The sequence below is a fragment of the Variovorax sp. RCC_210 genome, from assembly GCF_041355175.1.
Taxonomy (GTDB): Bacteria; Pseudomonadota; Gammaproteobacteria; order Burkholderiales; family Burkholderiaceae_C; genus Variovorax.
In genome coordinates this window covers 50355-69998 of record NZ_JBFUPJ010000004.1, presented here as the reverse complement: position 1 = coordinate 69998, position 19644 = coordinate 50355, and the positions used below count along the sequence as shown (strand labels likewise).

The window sequence follows — 19644 nt, the reverse complement described above, 5'->3', positions numbered from 1 at the left end:
GGGTTGTTCATCGCTTGGTCTTTCGGGTGTTCATGAGGTGGTCGATGGTCACGGCCGCGAGCAGGATCAAGCCCTTGATCACGTCCTGCCAGTAGGGCGACACGTCCAGCAGGATGAGCGAGCTGGTCACCACCGACAGCAGCGCCAGCCCCAGCACCGCGCCCAGCACCGTGCCCGAGCCGCCCTTCAGGCTGGCCCCGCCGATGACGGCCGCGGCGATCACGTTGAGCTCCATGCCCATGCCGAAGGTGGGCGTGGCGGCGCCGAAGCGCGCGGTGTAGATCACGCCCGCCAGGCCCGCCGATGCCGCGCACAGCACCGTGACCCAGAACTTGACGTGCCCCACGCGAATGCCCGAGTACAGCGCGGCCTTCTCGTTGCTGCCCGTGTAGAACACGCGGCGCAGCAAAGTGGAGCGGCGCAGCACGAAGTCGCTGACCACCACGATCGCCAGGAAGATGAGGATGACGGCCGGAATGCCGAACACCGTGCCCTGGCCGATGAACTTGAACTCCGCCGGCAGCGAGAACAGCGACTGCGGCGTGCCCTGCGTGAGCGCCAGGCACAGCCCGCGCACGATGACCATGAAGGCCAGCGAGGCGATGAAGTGGTTCAGCCCGATGCGCGTGACGCAGCCGCCGATCATGGCGCCGATGCCCGCGCTCGCGGCAATGGCGATGAGCCCCGCCGTCCATGGGTCGAAGCCCATCAGGAAGAGCTTGCCCGTGACCACCATCGCGAAGCACACCACCGAGCCCACCGACAGGTCGATGCCGCCGACGATCAGCAGGATGGTCATGCCCACCACCACGATGCCTTCGATGGAGAACGACAACAGCATCGCGCGCACGTTGTCCCAGGTGAGGAAGTAGGGCGACGCGAAGCTCATGCCCACGCACAGCACCGCGATGATGAGCAGCAAGCCCATCTCGCGCATGCTGGTGAGCTTGTTGGCTGGCTTCACGGGGCCGCCGCCTTGCTGTCGGGGCGCCAGGCCCGCGGGCGCGCCCGCGTCGAGTTGTGCCGGGTAGTTCATGCTGTTTCCTGTTCGCAAAGTCCGGAGGCCAGCCGCAGCAGGGCCTCTTCCGTCATGTCGTCGTCTTGCACTTCGCCGGCGAGCCGGCCGTCGCGGATCACCAGCGCGCGGTCGCACAGCCCGATGATCTCGGGCAGCTCCGAAGAGATCACCACCACGCCCACGCCCTGGTTCGCCAGCTCGCGCAGGATGTGGTGGATCTCCGACTTGGCGCCCACGTCCACGCCGCGCGTGGGCTCGTCCATCAGCAGCACCGAGGGGTGCGTGGCCAGCAGCTTGGCGATGGCCACCTTCTGCTGGTTGCCGCCCGACAGGCTGGCCACGTCGATGTCCACGCCGTCGCTCTTCAGCTTGAGCTTGGCGCCCAGCTCCACCGCCAGCCTGTGCTCGGCCGCGCGCTGCAGCAGGCCGAAGCGCGAGCTCACGCGCTTCAGCGCCATCGACGCGATGTTCTGCGCAATGGGCAGGTCGAGGTACACGCCCGCGGCCTTGCGGTCTTCGCTGAGGTAGGCGATGCCCTCGCGCAGCGCGTCGCTGTACTTGCGGATGGCCAAGGCCTTGCCATTCAGGCGCACCGTGCCGCCCGTGGCCGCGCGCAGGCCGCACACGGTTTCGGCGAGCTCGCTGCGGCCCGCGCCCATGAGGCCCGCGATGCCGAGGATTTCGCCGCGCCGCAGCGTGAACGACACGCCGTGCACGCGCTCGCCGTCGGCGATGTCGCGCACCTCGAGCACAGGTTCGCCGTGCGGGCCGCCGTGTGAGCCGCCGTGTGGTGCGCCTTGCTGCTCGCCCAGCTTCGGCGGGTAGTAGTTGCCCAGGTCGCGTCCCACCATGCGGCGCACCAGGCCGTCGGCGTTCAGCTCGGCCAGCGGCCCGCTGTGCACGTTGCGCCCGTCGCGCAGCACCGTCACGCGCGAGCAGTGCGCGAAGATCTCGGCCATGCGGTGGCTGATGTAGATGATGCCGATGCCCTGGTCCTTCAGGTCGTGCAGCACCTTGAACAGCGCGGCCGATTCGTTGTCGGTGAGCGCCGCGGTGGGCTCGTCCAGTATCAGCACCTTGCAGTCGAGCGTGAGCGCCTTGGCGATCTCGATGAGCTGCTGGGTGGAAATGCTCAGGTCCTTCACCAGGCAGGCGGGGTCCACGTCCTGCCCCAGGCGCTGCAGCACCCTGGCGGCGCGCTCGTTCAGGCTGGCGTAGTTCATCCACGCGTGCTTGCCGGCGTTGATCTCCGGCATGAAGATGTTCTCGGCCACCGTGGCGTCGGCGCACAGCGCGATCTCCTGGTGCACCAGGCCGATGCCCAGGCGCATGGCGTGCGCCGGGCCGTCGATGACCACCTTGTGCCCGTCCAGCGAGATCTCGCCTTCGTCGGGCCGGTGGATGCCGTCGATGATGTTCATCAGCGTGGACTTGCCCGCGCCGTTCTCGCCGCACAGCGCGTGGATCTCGCCGCGCTGCAGCGAGAAGTCCACGCCCGTGAGCGCGCGCGAAGCGCCGAAGCGCTTGCTGATGCCGCGCAGTTCGAGCAAGGAGCTCACTCCCCGATTCCCTTGGTGCCGCGGCGCGCGAGGTACTTGTCCCAGTAGAAGTCGTCGGCGTTCGCCTTGCTGACCACCGCCAGGCCGTTGTCCAGGAAGGGCACGGCCATCGGGTTGGTGCCGTTGCGCTTGGCGTCGTTCATCGGGTCGATGAGCGTGGGGTTCTTCGCCAGGAACAGCATCATCATGCCCATGTAGCCCTGCATGCCCTGGTTGGGGTTGATGGAGCCGAACACGTCGCCCGACTTGATCATGTCGAGAATCTTGGCGTTCACGTCGCAGCACATCACCTTGATGTTCTTCTTGGTCTCGACCTTGGCCTGCGCCGCGCCCAGCGCCGAGTTGGCTTCGGGCATGAAGAGCGCGCCCAGGTTCGGGTTGGCCTGCGCCAGGCTCAGCACGGCCTGGTAGGCCTTGTTGGGGTCCTGGTTGCTGGCGGCGCGGCCCACCAGCTTCATGCCGGGGTGCTTGGTCTTCATGCGGTTCACGAAGGCGGCGATGCGGCGGTCGTGGTTGTCCTGGCCGGGGTTCTCCAGCACGGCGTATTCGCCCTTGCCGCCCATCGACGCGGCAATGGCGTCGGCCGCTTGCGTGCCTTCGCGGTCGTTGTCCGAGGTGATGAACGAGGTGCGCTTGGAGTTGGGCGAATCCGCCGCGAAGGTGACCACCGGAATGCCCATGGCCGCCGCCCGGTTGATGGGCTCGATGAACGGGTCGGGGTTCATCGGGTGCAGCAGGATGCCCGCGGGCTTGCGCGCCAGCTCCTGCTCGAAGGACGCGAGCTGCTTGTTCACGTCGTACTCCGGCGTGCCGGTGTAGCGGGTGCGCACGCCCAGCGTGCGGCCGAGCTGCTTCATCATTTCGTAGACCGGAAACCAGTACTCCACGCCCGACACCATCACGTTCATCACGTAGACGTCGCTGGCGTTGCCGCGCAGGCCGGCACCGGCTGCGCCTGCTGCAGGGGTGGCCGCTGGCTGCTGCGCGAATGCGCTCGCGCCCGCCAGGCCGATGCCGGCGGCCGCTGCGGACTTCAGGAAATTACGCCTCATTTTTTGTCTCCTCGCGTTGGGTGGCTCAACTTGCGGTGCTGCCCTTTCGGGGCAACCCTCTGATCCTCTTTGTCACGACAGTTGTTATGACAGGTAGAATGTAAGCGCTGGTCGTTTGAGCCGATAACTAGGGGAAACGCTACTGGCAACGCGCTTTTATTCAGCCGAAGCTGTTATGACATGAAGCCCAACATACTCATCGGCATCGACATGGGGTCGAGCAGCCTGAAAGCCCTGGCCCTCGAGGCCGGCAGCGGCCGGGCCGTCGCCCTGTCCCGCATGCCATTGCCGCACGACCGGTTGCCTGGAGGGGGATGCGAGGTGGCCGCCACGGCCATCCGCGCAGCCCTGACCCATGTGCTGCGCGACGTCGCCCACCAGCTCGGCGCCCGCGTGGCCGAGGTCCGCGCCATCGGCTGCACCGGCCACGGCGCGGGGCTCTACGCGCTCGACGCGAAGAACGAACTCGTCGGCGGACGGGCCGTGGCCTCCACCGACCAGCGCGCCGATGCGCGGGCACGTTCGCTGGCGCTGAGCCACGGCAAGGCGCTGTTCGCCGACGTCGGCTGCCAGCCGTGGCCGGGCCAGCCCACGGTGATCGCGGCCGAGCTGCTGGGCACCGACGCCGTGCAGCGCGGCGCGGTGCGCCGGCTGCTCTTCGCCAAGGACTACCTCGGCTTTCTGCTGACCGGCGAGATCGCCACCGACGCAAGCGACGCGAGCACAGCGGGGCTGGTGTCCATCGCCACGGGCACGTGGTCGCAGGCGGCGTTCGACGCCTCGGGCATCGCCGACCTCGGGCCCCGCGCCTTCGGGCCGCTGGTGCCCAGCGGCAAGGTCGTCGGCACGCTGCTGCCTTCCGAAGCCGCGCTGTGCGGGCTGCCCGCGGGCATTCCGGTGGCGATGGGCGCCATCGACCTGCTGGCGTCGATGACCGCCATCTGCGCCGAGGGAAGAGGGCGCGCGGTGGCGGTGTTCGGCACGTGGTGCGTCAACGCGGTCATCGGCCCGGTGATCGAGCCCAAGCCCGATGTCGCGGCCGTGGTGAACTTCGGCCGCGCCGACAAGCGGCTGTACATGGAGAACAGCCCCTCCTCGATGGCCAACATCGCGTGGCTGGCCGGCGTGCTGGGCCTGCCCGATGCGCGCGCGGTGGTCGACCTGGCGATGTCGGTGCCGCTGGGCGCCGGCGGGCTGCGCTTCCTGCCGTTCGTGAATGGCGGAGGAGGCGAAGGTGGCGAAGGTGGCGTGACTGCAGGCTTCGTCGGCCTGAAGAGCCACCACACGCGCGGCGACATGGCGCGCGCCGTGGTCGATGCCGTGGCCGCGCTGCATGCGCGCCACACGGCGCGGCTCGCGGCCTGCGGCCTGCCGGTGGCCGCATCGACCGTGCTCGGCGGCGGCGCCAGCGACACGCGGCTCGTGCGCCTGCTGGCTTCGTTCCTCGGCCACCCGGTGGAGCGCTGCGCCGACGACGAGACCGGCGCGCGCGGCGCCGCCCTGTACGCCGCCCTGTCGCAAAGCATCGACGACGCCGCGCAGGGCAGCGCCTTGCTCGCGCCCTGCGACACGGTCGAACCCGACGCCGCGCAGGCGCGCGCCCACGCCGACTTCAACGCCGGCTTCAACGAACTGATCGACACCATGTCCCCTGTGTTTTCCCACCTGTCGGGAGCCGCGCGATGAGCGCGTGGCAACTGCCCTTCGTGCGCCCCGCCGCGCTGGCCGACCGCCATTTTTCGACCGTGATCGTCGGTGCCGGCATCAACGGCGTGGGCGTGTTCCGCGACCTGTCGCTGCAGCGCGTGGATTGCCTCATCGTCGACAAGGGCGACTTCAGCGCGGGCGCCAGCAGCGCGCCGTCCCGCATGATCCACGGCGGCCTGCGCTACTTAGAGAACGGCAGCTTCTCGCTGGTGGCCGAGGCCACGCGCGAGCGCAACCTGCTGCTGCGCAACGCGCCGCACCTGGTGCAGCCGCTGAAGACGGTGGTGCCGCTGTCGAGCTTCTTCGGCGGGCTGATGAGCAGCGCGCTGAAGTTCTTCGGCCGCACGCCGCCGCAACGCACGCGCGGCCTGCTGGCCGTGGCCGCGGGCCTGCGCCTGTACGACCTGCTGGGCCGCCGCCAGCGCGTGATGCCCAACCACCGCATCGCCCGCGTGCCGGCGGCCGACCGCAACCTGTTTCGCGCCGCGGTGCGCTGGACCGCGACCTTCTTCGATGCGTGGATCAGCCACCCCGAGTGGCTGGTGCTGGAGCTCATCGGCGACGCCTGCCGCGACCAGCCGCGCTCGGCCGCGTCCAACTACTGCCGCGTGATCGGGTGCGCGGGCAACATCCTCACGCTGCGCGACGAGATCACCGGCGCGCTGGTGCGCGTGACGGCCGACACCGTGGTGAACGCCAGCGGCGCCTGGCTGGACCGCAGCACCGCCGTGCTGGGCGGCGCCGGCTCGCGCATCAAGTCGCGCGTGATGGGCACCAAGGGCTCGCACCTGGTGCTCGACCACCCTGCGCTGCGCGACGCGCTCGAGGGGCGCATGGCGTACTTCGAGGCTGTGGACGGGCGCGTGTGCATCGTCTACCCCTTTCTGGACCGCGTGCTGGTGGGGTCCACCGACATTCCGGTGGACGACCCCGATCAGATCGGCACCGAACCGGCCGAGGTCGACTACCTGCTCGAGGTGCTGGCCGAGGTGTTTCCCAACCTCGCGTTCGGCCGCGGCGACGTGGTGTACACCTATGTCGGCGTGCGCCCGCTCGCGCGCTCCGACGCCGACAAGCCCGGGCAGATCTCGCGCGACCACTCGGTGGTGCTCGACCTGCCGAACGCGACGCGCGACATTCCCATCATCGGCCTGGTAGGAGGCAAGTGGACGACTTTCAGGGCGCTGGCCGAAGAGGCCACCAACGAGGTGCTGCAGCAGCTGGGCCGCCCGCGCACCGCGTCGACCGAGGGGCTGCCCATCGGCGGCGGCGCGGAGCTGCCGGCCGATGCGCAGGCCACCGAGCGCTTCATCGAGCGCATGGTGGCGTCTTCGGGCGTGGGCCGCGCGCGGGCGCACACGCTGCTGCGCCGCTACGGTTCCAAGGCGATGCCGCTCGCGCAGCGCCTGGGCGCGTCGGGCGACGTGCCACTGCAGCATGCGCCGACGTATTCGGCCGCGGAGCTGTCGTACCTGTGCCTGGAGACGGGCGTGATCCACCTGGACGACCTCGTCATCCGCCGCACGCTGCTGGCCATTCGCGGGCTCGTCACCGACGCCGCGCTCGCCGAAATGGCGGGCATCGCGGCCGAGGCGCTGGGCTGGGACGCGCAGCAGCAGCACAAGGAACTGCAGGCCTGCGCGAGCGCCTTGCGCGAGCGCCACGGCGTGCGGCTTTCAGCGGTGGTGGCCGATGCGCCGCCGCCTTTCGATGCATCATTGACGACCCCTCAGGCCCTGGGCCAGCCCCAAACGTGAACTCTGCGACAGACATCCCGACCGTGCTCGACCGGAGCTCCGAATCCCCCCTGTGGGCCCAGTTTCGCGACGCGCTGCGCCTGCAGATCCTGCAGGGCGTGTTGCCCATCGGCGCCAAGCTGCCGTCCGAGGCCGAGCTGGGCGAGCAGTTCGGCATCTCGCGCATCGTGGTGCGCGAGGCGCTGGCCGACCTGGTGCGCAACAACCTCATCTACAAGATCAAGGGCCGCGGCGCCTTCGTGTCGGCGCGCGAACGCGACGAAGACTTCGTCTCCACCGTGCTCGGCTTCTCCGACGAGATGGAGCGCAAGGGCCGCTCGGTGCGCACGCAGATCCTCACGCAGGAGCTGCGTGCGCCCACCGAGCAGGAGGCCGCCTCGCTGGGCCTCACCGACGACACGCAGGTGGTGGCGCTGAAGCGCCTGCGCAGCGTGGACGGCGAGTTGCGTTTGCTGGTGGAAACCGTGGTGCCCGCCGACCTGGCGCCGGGGCTGCACCGCACCCGGCTGGACGACCGCTCGCTGTACGACGTGCTGCGCCGCCAGTACGGCTTGCGGCTGGTGCGCGCCGAGCGCTGGATCGACGCGGTGCTGCCCGACGCCGCCACCTGCGAGCTGCTGAACCTGCCCACGCCCGAGCCGCTGTTGCGCATCGAGTCGATTGCCTACGGCGCCAACGGCCGGCCGCTGGAGCACTACCGCGCGCTGCACCGCTGCAAGACCAGCCGCCTGCACGTGCAGACGACGACCTGAGCGTCCGCGCTCAGGCCTTGGCGGCGGCCGCGCGCGCGGGCAGCAGCACCGAGGCGATGGCCACCACCATCAGCACCACCGCCACCCAGTCCTGCCAGTGCACGGCCTCGCCGAGCCACACCGCGCCGCTGAACACCCCGAGCACCGGGATGAACATCACGCTCAGCGTCGACGCGATGGGCGGCAGGCCGCGCGCCAGGTAGAACCATGCCGCGTGCGCGAAGCCGAAGATCAGCACCGCGTTGTAGCCGATCGACCCCCAGGTCACCTGGCCGGGCCAGTAGAGCTGGTCGCGCTCGAAGAGCAGCGAGAGCACGGTCATCACCACCGCGGTCATGGCCGTCATCCAGAACGAGATCGTGAGCGTCGGCAGGCCGATGCGCGTGTGGCGCAGCAGCTGCGTGCCCAGCGCCCAGGTGGCCGCGGCCACCAGCGCCAGCGCCACATAGCCGGGGCGGCCCGACAGGTCCGTGAGCTCGTGCCACAGCAGCAGACCCACGCCGACCGCGCAGGCGCCCACGCCCAGCCACGCGCGCCGCGCGAGCACCGCCGAGAACAGCAGCGCGCCGATCACCGCGGAAAACACCGGCATCGTGTAGCCCAGGATCGCCGCGCGCCCGCCCGACAGCGCCTTCACCGCGAGGATGATGCAGGCATGCCAGACGAACATGTTGGTCGCGCCCAGCCACACCAGCTCGGGCCACGCGCTGCGCGGCACGCGAAACGGCACCTTCAGCCACACCAGCGCCAGGGCCAGCACCGGCAGGCCGAGCCAGATGGAGATGGCACGGAACCCGAGCGGCGGATAGTCGGCCACGCCGAGCTTCATCACCGGCCAGTTGAAGCCCCAGACGAGGGTCAGGAGGACGAGGAGGACGAGCTGGCGGGGGGTGAAGGAAGGCATGGGCCGCGATTGTGGCGTGGGGCGTGCATTCGTGCCGGATGGCCGAGGGCGTTCCCGCGCTGGCCCCCTGCAAGAAAAGGGGCTCGACCCCTAGAATGAAACGATGGAAGCGCAAGAGTTGCTGATTGCTTTGCACGACGAGTCGGCCGGGTATGAAATCTCGCCCGACCGGGTGCCGCTGTCCGTGTTGCGCAGCTTTGCCAGGGACGTGGACGAATTCCTTCGCGGCGACAGCAACGACGTCGACACCAGCGCACTCGATGTGTCCGTCGAAAAAGGATCGCTGGCCATTCGCACGGCACCCACCGCCAACCCTGTCTTGCTGAACGACCTGCGCAAGCTGGCCGGCAGCCAGGAGATGGATGGCATCGGGCTGAAGCGGCGCGCCGTGATCGAGCGGTGGCAAAAAAGTGCACGCGGCGGTCGTCGCTGGCGCGTGAGCATCGCGGCGGACTTTCTGCCCGCCGCCATCGTGATCAGTGCCGAGTCGGACTTTCGCGCCGACGATGCGGACCAGTGGGTGCGCGTAGAGCGCTATGTGCGTGGCGAGATCGAAGACATGGGCGGCCACACCAAGCCGAACGCCCACATCCGCCTGCCCGACGGCAAGGCGCTGCTGGTCGATGCGGCCCGTGAAATGCTGCGTGACGAAAAGGTCAATCGGCTCTACAAGCCGGCCATGATCCGCATCGTTGCCGAGTACAACGTCATGACGCGGGAATACCGGGGCGCCAGGCTGCTGGAGTTCGTGGAGCACGAAAGCCGGCTCGATGAAAAAGACCTCGATCGCCTGACGCAACGCGGGGCCAAGGCATGGCGCGATGTGCCCGATGCGGGAACCTGGATCGACGAGCTTCGGGGAAGCAAGGAGTGAGCGCGATCCTGCTCGACACGAGCTACCTGATCTCGCTGGCCGATCCGGCGCGTGCGCACCATCAGGCTGCGGTCGACTACCTGCGGGAGGCATTGAGGCGCGGCGTGCCCGTGTACCTGTCCGCGATCGCGGCGTCGGAGTTCCAGGTCAAGCAGGCCGTGACCGACCTGCCGCTGCGCAATTTCGAGGTGCTCCCCTTCAACATCGACCATGCGATGACTGCAGGATTGCTGATGCGCGACCTGAAGCGGGACGGCACGGACGACCGAAGCGCCGTCAAGGACGACATCAAGCTGATTGCCCAGGCCATCTGCGAATCGCTGACTCACATCCTCACCGAGGACGCGCAAACGCTGGTGAAGTACCTGCGCCGGTTGAACGAGGCCGGCATCAGCACGGTCAAGCCGATACTGCTGGCGGACGGTTTCGATTCAGCGTGGTTCGACAATGGCCAGCGAGGCCTGTTGTGCGATTAGGCGACTAGGCATCGGGGGACTAGGCAGCAAGCGCCACAACGCAGCACTCGCCGCCCGGTCAGTTCTCGAGCAGCCGCTTCAAATACCGCCCCGTGTGGCTCGCCTCGTTCGCCGCGATGTCTTCCGGCGTGCCTTCGCCCACCACCGTGCCGCCGCCCGCGCCGCCTTCCGGCCCCATGTCGATCAGCCAGTCGGCGGTCTTGATGACGTCCAGGTTGTGCTCGATCACCACGATGGTGTTGCCCGCGTCGCGCAACTGGTGCAGCACCTTCAGCAGCAGCTCGATGTCGGCGAAGTGCAGGCCGGTGGTCGGCTCGTCCAGGATGTACAGCGTGCGGCCGGTGTCGCGCTTGCTGAGCTCCAGCGCGAGCTTCACGCGCTGCGCCTCGCCGCCCGACAGCGTGGTGGCCGACTGGCCCAGCTTGATGTAGCTCAGGCCCACGTCCAGCAGCGTGCGCAGCTTGCGCTCGATGGTGGGCACGGCCTTCAGGAACTCGTGCGCGGTCTCCACCGTCATCTCGAGGATCTGCGCGATGTTGCGGCCCTTGTAGAGCACCTCGAGCGTCTCGCGGTTGTAGCGCTGGCCGTGGCACACCTCGCAGGGCACGTACACGTCGGGCAGGAAGTGCATCTCGACCTTCACCACGCCGTCGCCCTGGCAGGCCTCGCAGCGCCCGCCTGCCACGTTGAAGCTGAAGCGCCCCGGGCCATAGCCGCGCTCGCGCGCGGTGTTGGTCTCGGCCATCAGCTCGCGAATGGGCGTGAACAGGCCGGTGTAGGTGGCCGGGTTGCTGCGCGGCGTGCGTCCGATGGGGCTCTGGTCGACGTTGATGACCTTGTCGAAGTACTCGATGCCCTCGATGGCCTCGTGCGCCGCCGGCTCCTCGTGCGCGCGGTACAGCGTGCGGGCCACGGCGGTGTAGAGCGTGTCGTTCACCAGCGTCGACTTGCCCGAGCCCGACACGCCCGTCACGCAGGTCAGCAGGCCGACCGGAAAGGCCACGCTCACGTTCTTCAGGTTGTTGCCGCTGGCGTTGACCACGCGAATTTCCTGCAGCTCGCCCTGCGAGGCCAGGTGGGCCGCCTCGCGCGCGGCGCGGCGTTCGGCCGCGGGGCTGGGCGCGAAGCGCGAGGCCTTCTTGCCTTCGTTGAACGCGGGCTTGCTCACCACGGGCAGCCACGCGGTGCGGTGCTTCGGCACTTCGATCTTGCGCGTGCCCGACAGGTACTGGCCCGTGAGCGACTCGGGGTTGGCCGACACCTCGGCGTAGGTGCCCTGCGCCATCACGCGGCCGCCGTGCACGCCGGCGCCGGGGCCCATGTCGATGACGTGGTCGGCGGCGTGGATCATGTCCTCGTCGTGCTCGACCACGATCACGCTGTTGCCGATGTCGCGCAGGTGCTTCAGCGTGCCGATCAGGCGGTCGTTGTCGCGCTGGTGCAGGCCGATGCTGGGCTCGTCGAGCACGTACATCACGCCGGTGAGGCCCGAGCCGATCTGCGAGGCGAGGCGAATGCGCTGCGCCTCGCCGCCCGACAGCGTCTCTGCGCTGCGGTCCAGGCTCAGGTAGTTCAGGCCCACGTCGTTCAGGAACTTCAGCCGCAGGCCGATCTCGCGCACCACCTTGTCGGCGATGTCGGCCTTGGAGCCGCGCAGCTTGAGGTTCTGGAACCAGGCCAGCGAGTCGCGCAAGGTGAGGTGGCTGAGTTCGAAGATCGCCATGCGCGAGGGTTCGGCGCCTGCGGCCTGGCCCTCGCCAACGTCCGCCGGCCGGCCCGACTCGTCCACCAGGAACACGTTGCGCGCTTCGCGCCGCAGGCGTGAGCCGCCGCAGTCGGGGCAGGGCTGCAGGTTGCGAAAGCGCGCGAGGTCTTCGCGCACCAGCACCGAATCGGTCTCGCGGTAGCGCCGCGTCATGTTCGGGATGATCCCCTCGAAGGGGTGCTTCTTCGTGAGCTTCTTGCCCGCGAAGTTGCCCGACTCCATCACGTAGTTGAACTTGATCTCTTCCGCGGCCGAGCCGTTCAGCAGCACCTGCTGCACCGAGGCGGGCAACGACTCGAAGGGTGCGTCGACGTCGAACTTGTAGTGCTTGGCGACGCTCTCGATCATGCTGAAGTAGTAGCCGTTGCGGCGGTCCCAGCCCTTGATGGCGCCGCTGGCGATCGACAGCGACGGAAACGCCACCACGCGCGCCGGGTCGAATACCTCGCGGTGGCCCAGGCCGTCGCAGCTCGGGCACGCGCCCACGGGCGAGTTGAACGAGAACAGGCGCGGCTCGAGCTCCGACAGCGAGTAGTGGCAGATCGGGCAGGAGAACTTGGCGTTGAACAGGTGCTCGGTGTCGCTCGCGCCCTCGGCGCCCAGCTCCAGCGCAATGGCGCGGCCTTCGGCCAGGCGCAGCGCCGCCTCGAAGCTCTCGGCCAGGCGCTGCTGCATGTCGGCGCGCGCGCGCAGGCGGTCGATGACCACGTCGATGTCGTGCTTCTCGGTCTTCTTGAGCTTGGGCAGGTCGTTGTATTCGTAGGTTTGCCCGTCGACGCGAAAGCGCACGTAGCCCGCGGCCTGCATCTCCGCGAAGAGTTCGAGAAACTCGCCCTTCTTCTCGCGCGCCACGGGCGCCAGGATCATCAGGCGCGGCTCGCCGGGCAGGGCCAGCGTGGTGTCGACCATCTGCGAGACCGTCTGCGCCTGCAGCGGCAGGTGGTGGTCGGGGCAGAAGGGCGTGCCGGCGCGGGCGAACAGCAGGCGCAGGTAGTCGTGGATCTCCGTCACCGTGCCCACGGTGGAGCGCGGGTTGTGGCTGGTGGCCTTCTGCTCGATGCTGATGGCGGGCGACAGCCCTTCGATCACGTCGACGTCGGGCTTGTCCATCAGCTGCAGGAACTGCCGCGCATAGGCCGAGAGGCTCTCGACGTAGCGGCGCTGGCCTTCGGCGTACAGCGTGTCGAAGGCCAGGCTCGATTTGCCCGAGCCCGACAGGCCGGTGATGACCACCAGCTTGTTGCGCGGAATGTCGAGGTCGACGTTCTTCAGGTTGTGCGTGCGCGCGCCGCGGATGCTGATGCGCTGCTGCGCGAGCACGGCGCCGAGGTAGGTGTCGCGTTCGCGCTGGGCGTCACGTTCGCGTTCTTCGCGTTCGGCGCGCTGTGCGCTGTTTTCGCGGGCTTCGGCTGTGTCAGTGGCTTTGGAATTCAAAGGGTGCGATCGTCCGAGGGCAACCGGACATGATAGTCCGGCGCGCATTTCCTGGCGAGCGGGCGGGCTCGGAAAGCCTTTCGGTGGGGCCGGCATCGGGCACAATCGAGGGTTCTCTTCCTCCTCCTTCATCTACTTATCAGGGGCAGTGCATATGGCATCGGTCAATAAAGTCATCGTCGTCGGCAACCTGGGGCGCGACCCCGAAATGCGGACCTTCCCGAGCGGCGATCAGGTCGCGAACGTCACAGTGGCCACCACCGATCGCTGGAAAGACAAGCAAAGCGGCGAAATGCGCGAAGCCACCGAGTGGCACCGCATCGTCTTCAACGGCCGCCTGGCCGAAATTGCCGGCCAGTACCTGCGCAAGGGCTCGCAGGTCTATGTCGAAGGAAGCCTGCGCACGCGCAAGTGGACCGACAAGGACGGCATCGAAAAGTACACCACCGAAATCCGCGCCGACCAGATGCAGATGCTGGGCAGCCGCCAAGGCCAGGGCGGCCCGTCGGGCGGTCCCGAGGACGACGGCGGTTACTCGCAAGGCGGTGGCGGTGGCTACTCGCAGGGCGGCAACGGTGGTGGTGGCGGCGGCGGCGGTGGTGGCGGTTACGCCCCGCGCGCACCTGCAGCCGCACCACGTGCCCCGGCACCGGCGCCGCGCCAGGCACCGGCCAAGTCGTCGTCGGGCTTCGACGACATGGACGACGACATCCCGTTCTGAAGCCTGGCTTCCCGGTTCCGGACGCAAGGCCGGCCTCGAAAGAGGCCGGCTTTTTTCATTGCGGCGCCGCCTTCAACCCTCGCCCGCGTGCCCCTGGTGCTGCGGCAAGTCATCGGTGATGGTGAACCACGGCGCCTTCGAGCCCACGAAGATGTGCGCCGTCGGCCGGACCGAAGGCGCATCGACCAGCGTGCCCAGCGTCACGTGCACGAACCGCCCCTCGCGCACCACCGAATAGAGCAGCGAGCCGCACCGGCCGCAGTGCATGTCGCCCGCGTCGGGCGCGCCGTAGACCATCAGCGCGTCCGCGCCCTGGGTGATCGACAGCTTGCTCCGCTCGATGCCCGCGAAGGGCTTGAACGCCGAGCCGGTGGCGCGCCGGCAGTTCCCGCAGTGGCAGTTCAGTGCGTACGCGAACTCGTCCGCCACCGCGTACTGGACGGCGCCGCAGAGGCACTTTCCCGCGAGCATGTGGCTGAGCGCGTGGTTTCGGTGTGGGTACCGGTCAGCCCGCCAGCCCCACGAACACGTTCTGCACGTCGTCGTTCGCGTCGATGGCGGCCAGGAAGGTCTCGACCTCTTCCAGGTCTTCCGCGCTCAGGCTGGCCGGATCGACCGGGTTCTTCGGCTTGTAGCCCAGCTTGGCCGACAGCACGGTAAAGCCCTGCGCCGGCAGCGCGCGGCTCACGAGGTCGAGGTCGGTCGGGTCGGTCAGGAAGACGGCGGGGTGGCCTTCGCCGGCCGGTTCGAAGTCTTGCGCGCCGGCTTCGATGGCGGCCACCTCGGGGTCGGCGTCGGGCTTGGCGGGTTCGGCCTCGATCATGCCGACGTGGTCGAAGTCCCACGACACCGAACCCGAGGTGCCCAGCTGGCCCTTGCGGAACAACACGCGCATTTCAGGCGCGGTGCGGTTCACGTTGTCGGTCAGGCACTCGACCATCACCGGCACGCGGTGCGGCGCGAAGCCTTCGTAGATCACATGCTCGAAGTGCACGGCCTCGCCGGTGAGGCCGGCGCCTTTCTTGATGGCACGGTCCAGCGTGTCCTTGGGCATCGAGACCTTGCGGGCCTGTTCCACCACGAGGCGAAGCCGCGAATTGCCGGCCGGATCGGCGCCGTTGCGCGCGGCCATCATGATTTCCTTGGCGAGCTTGCCGAACAGCCGGCCCTTGGCATTGGCCGCCAGATCCTTGTGTTTAGCTTTCCATTGGGCGCCCATGTCTGTGTCCTTGAATGTGTGGTTGCGGCCTGGCCTGGCAGTTGTCTGGCGCGTGTGGAGCGCGTGGCAGAAAGAAGGGCTGTATGACCGGATCGGGGCGACTACTGTAGCTGGAGCGCGCACGGGTGGAAACCTTGGCGTGCGCCTGCCACCTTCTGACCCATCTGCCCCATCCGCCCCCGCCTGCTACGCTGCCCAGCCTTCTGAAACCTGTTGTTGCACGAACGGAGTTCTGTCATGACGGCCACGCCTCACCCCCTCTACCCCACGCCCTTCGAAAGCGGCAACGGCAACCAGACCGCCACCTGGGCCGAGTGCATCGCCTTCTACGAGCAGCTGGCCCAGCGATTCCCCGGCGTGCTGCAGTGGCGCCGCATCGGCGTGTCCGACACCGGCATTCCGATGCACGCCGGCGTGGTCACGGCCGACGGCGTGTTCGAGCGCGAGGCGCTGCAGCGCCAGCGCCGCCCCGTGTTCTTCAACAACAACGGCATCCACCCCGGCGAGCCCGAGGGCATCGACGCCTGCATGGCGCTGGTGCGCGACTTCTGCACGCAGCCCGAGCGGCTGGCGGCGCTGGGCGACACGGTGTTCCTGTTCATTCCGGTCTACAACGTCGACGGTTGCCTGAACCGCCAGAACACCTCGCGCGTGAACCAGCTGGGGCCGGAGTCGTTCGGCTTTCGCGGCAACGGCCTGCACCTGGACCTGAACCGCGACTTCATCAAGTGCGACAGCCTGGCCGCGCAGGTGTTCAACCGCTTCTTCACCGCGTGGGACCCCGACGTGATGGTCGACACCCACACCTCGAACGGCGCCGACTACGCCTGCACCATGACGCTGATTCCGACCCAGCCCGACAAGCTGGGCGGCACGCTGGGCGACTTCCTGCGCGAGCGCATGCTGCCCGCGATCTACGGCGACATGGACCGGCGCGGCTGGCCGACCTGCCCCTACGTCAACCTGCTGGGCGAGACGCCCGACGAGGGCATCGAAGACTTCCTGGACCTGCCGCGCTTTTCCACCGGCTACGCCGCGCTGCACCACACCATCGGCTTCATGCCCGAGACCCACATGCTCAAGCCCTACGCCGACCGCGTGGCCGCGATGCGCACGCTGGTGGAGGTGGTGCTGGGATTCACCGTGGCGCACGCGGCACGCATCCAGGGGCTGCGTCGCGACGCGCGAGCGGCCGCAGCGCTTCAGGCGCGCTGGCCGCTCGCATGGCGCAACGACCACAGCCGGCCCGCCACGCTGCGCTTCAAGGGCTACGAGGCGGTGCGCACGCCCAGCCAGCTCGGCAGCTACCAGCGCCTGGCCTACGACCGCAACCAGCCGTGGGAGAAAGACATCGTGCACTTCGACCGCTGCGTGGAAGAAGCGGTCGTCGCCGCGCCCAGGGCCTACCTGGTGCCGCAGGCCTGGCGCGAGGTGATCGAGCGGCTCGAATGGAACGGCGTGCTGCTGCGGCGCCTGGAGGCAGACCAACTGTTCGATGCGGCGCGCGTGTACCGCGTGCAGGAGGCCGTGCCGCGCCCGAACGCCTACGAAGGCCACATGTTCCACGACCGCGTGGTGCTCGCCACGCACACCGAGGCCTTCCAGGCGCGCGCGGGCGACGTGTGGGTGCCGCTGGACCAGCCCGCCGCGCGCTACGCCGTCGAAACGCTGGAGCCCGAGGCGCACGACAGCTTCTTTCGCTGGGGCTTCTTCAACAGCGTGCTGGAGAAGAAGGAGGCCTTCTCCGCCTACGTGTTCGAGGACACCGCGCTGCGGATGCTGCAGGACGAGCCCGCGTTGAAGCACGCGTTCGAACAGTGGAAGGTGGCGCACCCCGAGCTGCTGTCCGATCCGCAGGCGGTGCTGGGTTTTCTCTTCGCGCACGGCCAGCGCCATGCGGAGCGCGGGTGGCGGCGCTACCCGGTGGTCGCGCTGATGTAGGCCGCGCCGCTCATGTAGGCCGCGGCGCTCATGCGGGCCGGAACCCCGGCAGCGCATGCATGCGCGCGCGCAGCGCCTCCACGAACGCGGTGACGCGCGCCGGCCGGTACAGCCCCGGCGGCAGCGCCACGTACACCCCGATGGGCTCCAGCCACCAGTTGGGCAGCACGCGCTTCAGGCGGCCGGCCTGCATGTCGTCGTGGCACATCCAGGGCGCGGCCGCGCCGATGCCCGCACCGTTCAACACCGCGCGGTAGCTTGCGAGCAGGCTGTCGGTGCGCATGGGCGTGTCCAGCGCCACCATGCGCGAGCGCCCGCCCCGGTCGATGAGCCGCACGCTGCCCGTCACGTACGGCACCAGGCCCACGCAAGGCAGCTGCGGCAGCCGGGCCATCGTGACGGGGCCGATGCGCTTGAGCAGCTCGGGCGTGGCGATCAGCACGCGCTCCATGCGGCCCAGCGGCCGGCTCACCAGGCCGGGGTCGCGCACCTCGCCCACGCACACCCAGCATTCGGCGCCGGAGGCCGCGAGGTCGACCACGCGGTCGGTCAGCGTGAGCTCCACGCGCACCTGCGGATGCGCCGCGTGCAGGTCGGTCACCGCGTCGGTCAAAAAGCCCGTGCCGTAGCCCGACGGGCCGATCACGCGCAGCGTGCCCTCGGGCCGGCTCTGGCCGCCCAGCAGCCGCTGCGACAGGCCCGACCAGCGGTCGGTGAGGTCGTGCGCCTCGGCCAGCAGCGAGCGGCCCTCGTCGGTGAGCGAGAAGTTGGCGGTGTTGCGAATGGCCAGCTTGCAGCCCAGCAGGCGCTCCAGCTCCAGCAGGCGGCGGCTCACCGTGGGCTGCGTGGTGCCCAGCAGGCGTGCCGCCTTGCTGAGCGAGCCGCTCTCGCCGATCTTGATGAAGGTGTCCAGCAGGTCGAGTCGGTCGTGGGTGTTCTTCATGCGCCAGACGTATAGCACTTCATCGCTTGATACGTCTACCCATGGCGGCGGCCTCTGCCTATCGTCGGGCCGTTCAAGACAAGCGAATGGAAATTCACCGATGAGCGCCACGATCGAAGACACCGCCCGCACCGTGGGCGACACGCCCAAGGGCGGCTCCGTGCTCGGCTTCTATGCCGCCAAGGGCACGCCCCGGCCGCCGCGCATCGCGCGCGGCGAAGGCATCTACCTGTGGGACACCGGCGGGCGCCGCTTTCTCGACGCCACGGCGGGCGCGGTGGTCGCCAACATCGGCCACGGCAACCCGCGCGTGCTGGCCGCCATGCAGGCGCAGGCGGCGAAGGTGACCTTCGCCTACCCGCGGTTCTTCGAGAGCGAGCACAGCATCGAACTGGCCGACCGCGTGTGCAAGCTGGCGGGCGAAGGCTTCGACCGCGCCTTCTTCGTCTCGGGCGGCTCGGAGGCCAACGAGTCGGCCTTGAAGCTGGCGCGGCAGTACGCGGTGGTCACGGGCCAGCCGCGCCGCGCCAAGGTCATCTCGCGCAACCCGAGCTACCACGGCTCCACGCTGGGCGCGCTGGCCGTCACGGGCGATGCGCACACGCACTCCCTGTACGGCCCGATGGTGCGCGAGATGCCGAAGGTGGCCGCGCCGCTGTCGTATCGCGTGCCCGAGGGCCACACGGTGGAGTCGCATGCCATGGCCTGCGCCGACGAGCTCGAGGCGACCATCGTGCGCGAAGGGCCCGACACCGTGCTCGCCTTCATCCTGGAGCCCATTGGCGGGCTGTCGACCGGCGCGGTGGTGTCGGGCGCGGCGTACTTCGAGCGCGTGCGGCAGATCTGCGACCGCCACGGCGTGCTGCTGATCTACGACGAGATCATGAGCGGCGCCGGGCGCACCGGCGCCTTTCTGGCGGCGCACCACTGGGCCGGCGCGCGGCCCGACCTGGTCACGCTGGCCAAGGGGCTGGCCGCGGGCTACACGCCGCTGGGCGCCATGCTGGCACCCAACCGCATCGTCGACGCCGTCGCGCAGAGCGGCGGCTTCGTGCACGGCCACACCTACTTCACCAACCCGCTGTCGTGCGCGGTGGCCAACGCGGTGGTGGGCGAGGTGATCGGGCAAGACCTGGTGCGGCGCGCGCGCGACAGCGGCGAGCTGCTGATGGCCCGCCTGCGCGAGGTGGCCGCGCGCTCGCCCATCGTGGGCGACGTGCGCGGCAAGGGGCTCTTCACCGCCATCGAGATCGTGGCCGACAAGGCCACCCGGCGCCAGCTGCCGGCCAGCTTCAACGCGCCGGCGCGGCTCACCGAGCACGGGCTGAAGCACGGCATCGCGCTGTACAACCGGCGCGCCAACCTGGGCGCCTTCGGCGACTTCCAGATGATCACGCCGCCGCTGACCATCTCGCCCGCGGAAATCGACGAGCTGGCCGACCTGCTGGAGCGCTCGCTGCGCGACCTGGCCGACGAGATCGCGGCCAGCGGCCTGGCTGTCTCGGCGTGATGCAGGACGCCT

16 protein-coding genes are annotated in these 19644 nt (G+C 69.1%); 8 read left to right on the top strand and 8 right to left on the bottom strand.

Annotated elements, in window-relative coordinates; genetic code table 11:
• Positions 1-7 precede the first annotated feature (7 nt).
• The 3 genes from AB6807_RS15190 to AB6807_RS15180 are packed head-to-tail and all read right to left on the bottom strand — an operon-like array spanning position 8 to position 3629.
• Positions 8-1036, bottom strand: a complete 1029-nt coding sequence (locus AB6807_RS15190; RefSeq protein WP_116912510.1) for an ABC transporter permease — start codon at positions 1034-1036, stop codon at positions 8-10.
• Positions 1033-2577, bottom strand: a complete 1545-nt coding sequence (locus AB6807_RS15185) for a sugar ABC transporter ATP-binding protein (RefSeq protein ID WP_371085228.1) — start codon at positions 2575-2577, stop codon at positions 1033-1035. The genes AB6807_RS15190 and AB6807_RS15185 overlap by 4 nt, the downstream gene beginning before the upstream one ends.
• Positions 2574-3629, bottom strand: coding sequence for a substrate-binding domain-containing protein (locus tag AB6807_RS15180; protein ID WP_116912508.1), 1056 nt, complete (start codon positions 3627-3629; stop codon positions 2574-2576). Before AB6807_RS15180 ends, AB6807_RS15185 begins: the two co-directional genes overlap by 4 nt.
• Positions 3630-3809: 180 nt before the next feature.
• On the opposite strand from AB6807_RS15180, the gene AB6807_RS15175 reads away from it, so the two are divergent.
• From AB6807_RS15175 to AB6807_RS15165, 3 genes are read left to right on the top strand one after another with little or no spacing between them, the layout of a single operon-like run.
• Positions 3810-5315, top strand: a complete 1506-nt coding sequence (locus tag AB6807_RS15175) for an FGGY family carbohydrate kinase (RefSeq protein ID WP_371085227.1) — start codon at positions 3810-3812, stop codon at positions 5313-5315.
• On the top strand, positions 5312-7093 hold the full coding sequence (locus tag AB6807_RS15170) for a glycerol-3-phosphate dehydrogenase/oxidase (protein ID WP_371085226.1): 1782 nt from the start codon (positions 5312-5314) through the stop codon (positions 7091-7093). The genes AB6807_RS15175 and AB6807_RS15170 overlap by 4 nt, the downstream gene beginning before the upstream one ends.
• Entirely contained in the window at positions 7090-7845 is a 756-nt protein-coding gene (locus tag AB6807_RS15165) for a GntR family transcriptional regulator (RefSeq protein ID WP_116912505.1), read from the top strand. Before AB6807_RS15170 ends, AB6807_RS15165 begins: the two co-directional genes overlap by 4 nt.
• 10 nt (positions 7846-7855) lie before the next feature.
• Here AB6807_RS15165 and AB6807_RS15160 read toward each other — a convergent pair whose 3' ends face one another.
• The gene (locus AB6807_RS15160) at positions 7856-8749 is read right to left on the bottom strand and encodes a DMT family transporter (RefSeq protein ID WP_371085225.1); all 894 of its coding nucleotides are present in this window, start codon (positions 8747-8749) and stop codon (positions 7856-7858) included.
• Between the two features lie 103 nt (positions 8750-8852).
• On the opposite strand from AB6807_RS15160, the gene AB6807_RS15155 reads away from it, so the two are divergent.
• Both AB6807_RS15155 and AB6807_RS15150 read left to right on the top strand, forming a co-directional pair.
• Positions 8853-9623 (top strand): hypothetical protein, encoded by a 771-nt coding sequence (locus tag AB6807_RS15155; protein ID WP_116912503.1) that lies wholly within the window; start codon positions 8853-8855, stop codon positions 9621-9623.
• Entirely contained in the window at positions 9620-10099 is a 480-nt protein-coding gene (locus AB6807_RS15150; protein ID WP_371085224.1) for a type II toxin-antitoxin system VapC family toxin, read from the top strand. The genes AB6807_RS15155 and AB6807_RS15150 overlap by 4 nt, the downstream gene beginning before the upstream one ends.
• A 58-nt stretch (positions 10100-10157) precedes the next feature.
• Here the strand turns inward: AB6807_RS15150 and uvrA are convergent, their stop codons facing one another.
• A complete protein-coding gene (gene uvrA / locus AB6807_RS15145) occupies positions 10158-13184 on the bottom strand; it encodes an excinuclease ABC subunit UvrA (RefSeq protein ID WP_371085428.1) in 3027 nt (1008 codons plus the stop codon).
• Between the two features lie 268 nt (positions 13185-13452).
• Between uvrA and ssb the strand changes: the two genes are divergently transcribed.
• A complete protein-coding gene (gene ssb / locus AB6807_RS15140; protein WP_371085223.1) occupies positions 13453-14019 on the top strand; it encodes a single-stranded DNA-binding protein in 567 nt (188 codons plus the stop codon).
• Between the two features lie 72 nt (positions 14020-14091).
• Here the strand turns inward: ssb and AB6807_RS15135 are convergent, their stop codons facing one another.
• Positions 14092-14490 carry a GFA family protein gene (locus tag AB6807_RS15135; RefSeq protein WP_371085222.1) on the bottom strand — a complete coding sequence of 133 codons (399 nt, stop codon included), beginning with the start codon at positions 14488-14490 and terminating at the stop codon, positions 14092-14094.
• Positions 14491-14524: 34 nt separating this feature from the next.
• A complete protein-coding gene (locus tag AB6807_RS15130) occupies positions 14525-15238 on the bottom strand; it encodes a YebC/PmpR family DNA-binding transcriptional regulator (RefSeq protein ID WP_371085221.1) in 714 nt (237 codons plus the stop codon).
• Between the two features lie 237 nt (positions 15239-15475).
• Between AB6807_RS15130 and AB6807_RS15125 the strand changes: the two genes are divergently transcribed.
• On the top strand, positions 15476-17179 hold the full coding sequence (locus AB6807_RS15125; protein ID WP_371085220.1) for a M14 family zinc carboxypeptidase: 1704 nt from the start codon (positions 15476-15478) through the stop codon (positions 17177-17179).
• Positions 17180-17207: 28 nt separating this feature from the next.
• Here the strand turns inward: AB6807_RS15125 and AB6807_RS15120 are convergent, their stop codons facing one another.
• A complete protein-coding gene (locus AB6807_RS15120) occupies positions 17208-18122 on the bottom strand; it encodes a LysR substrate-binding domain-containing protein (protein ID WP_371085219.1) in 915 nt (304 codons plus the stop codon).
• A 100-nt stretch (positions 18123-18222) separates the two neighbouring features.
• Between AB6807_RS15120 and AB6807_RS15115 the strand changes: the two genes are divergently transcribed.
• Positions 18223-19632, top strand: a complete 1410-nt coding sequence (locus AB6807_RS15115; RefSeq protein WP_371085218.1) for an aspartate aminotransferase family protein — start codon at positions 18223-18225, stop codon at positions 19630-19632.
• Positions 19633-19644: the final 12 nt, after the last annotated feature.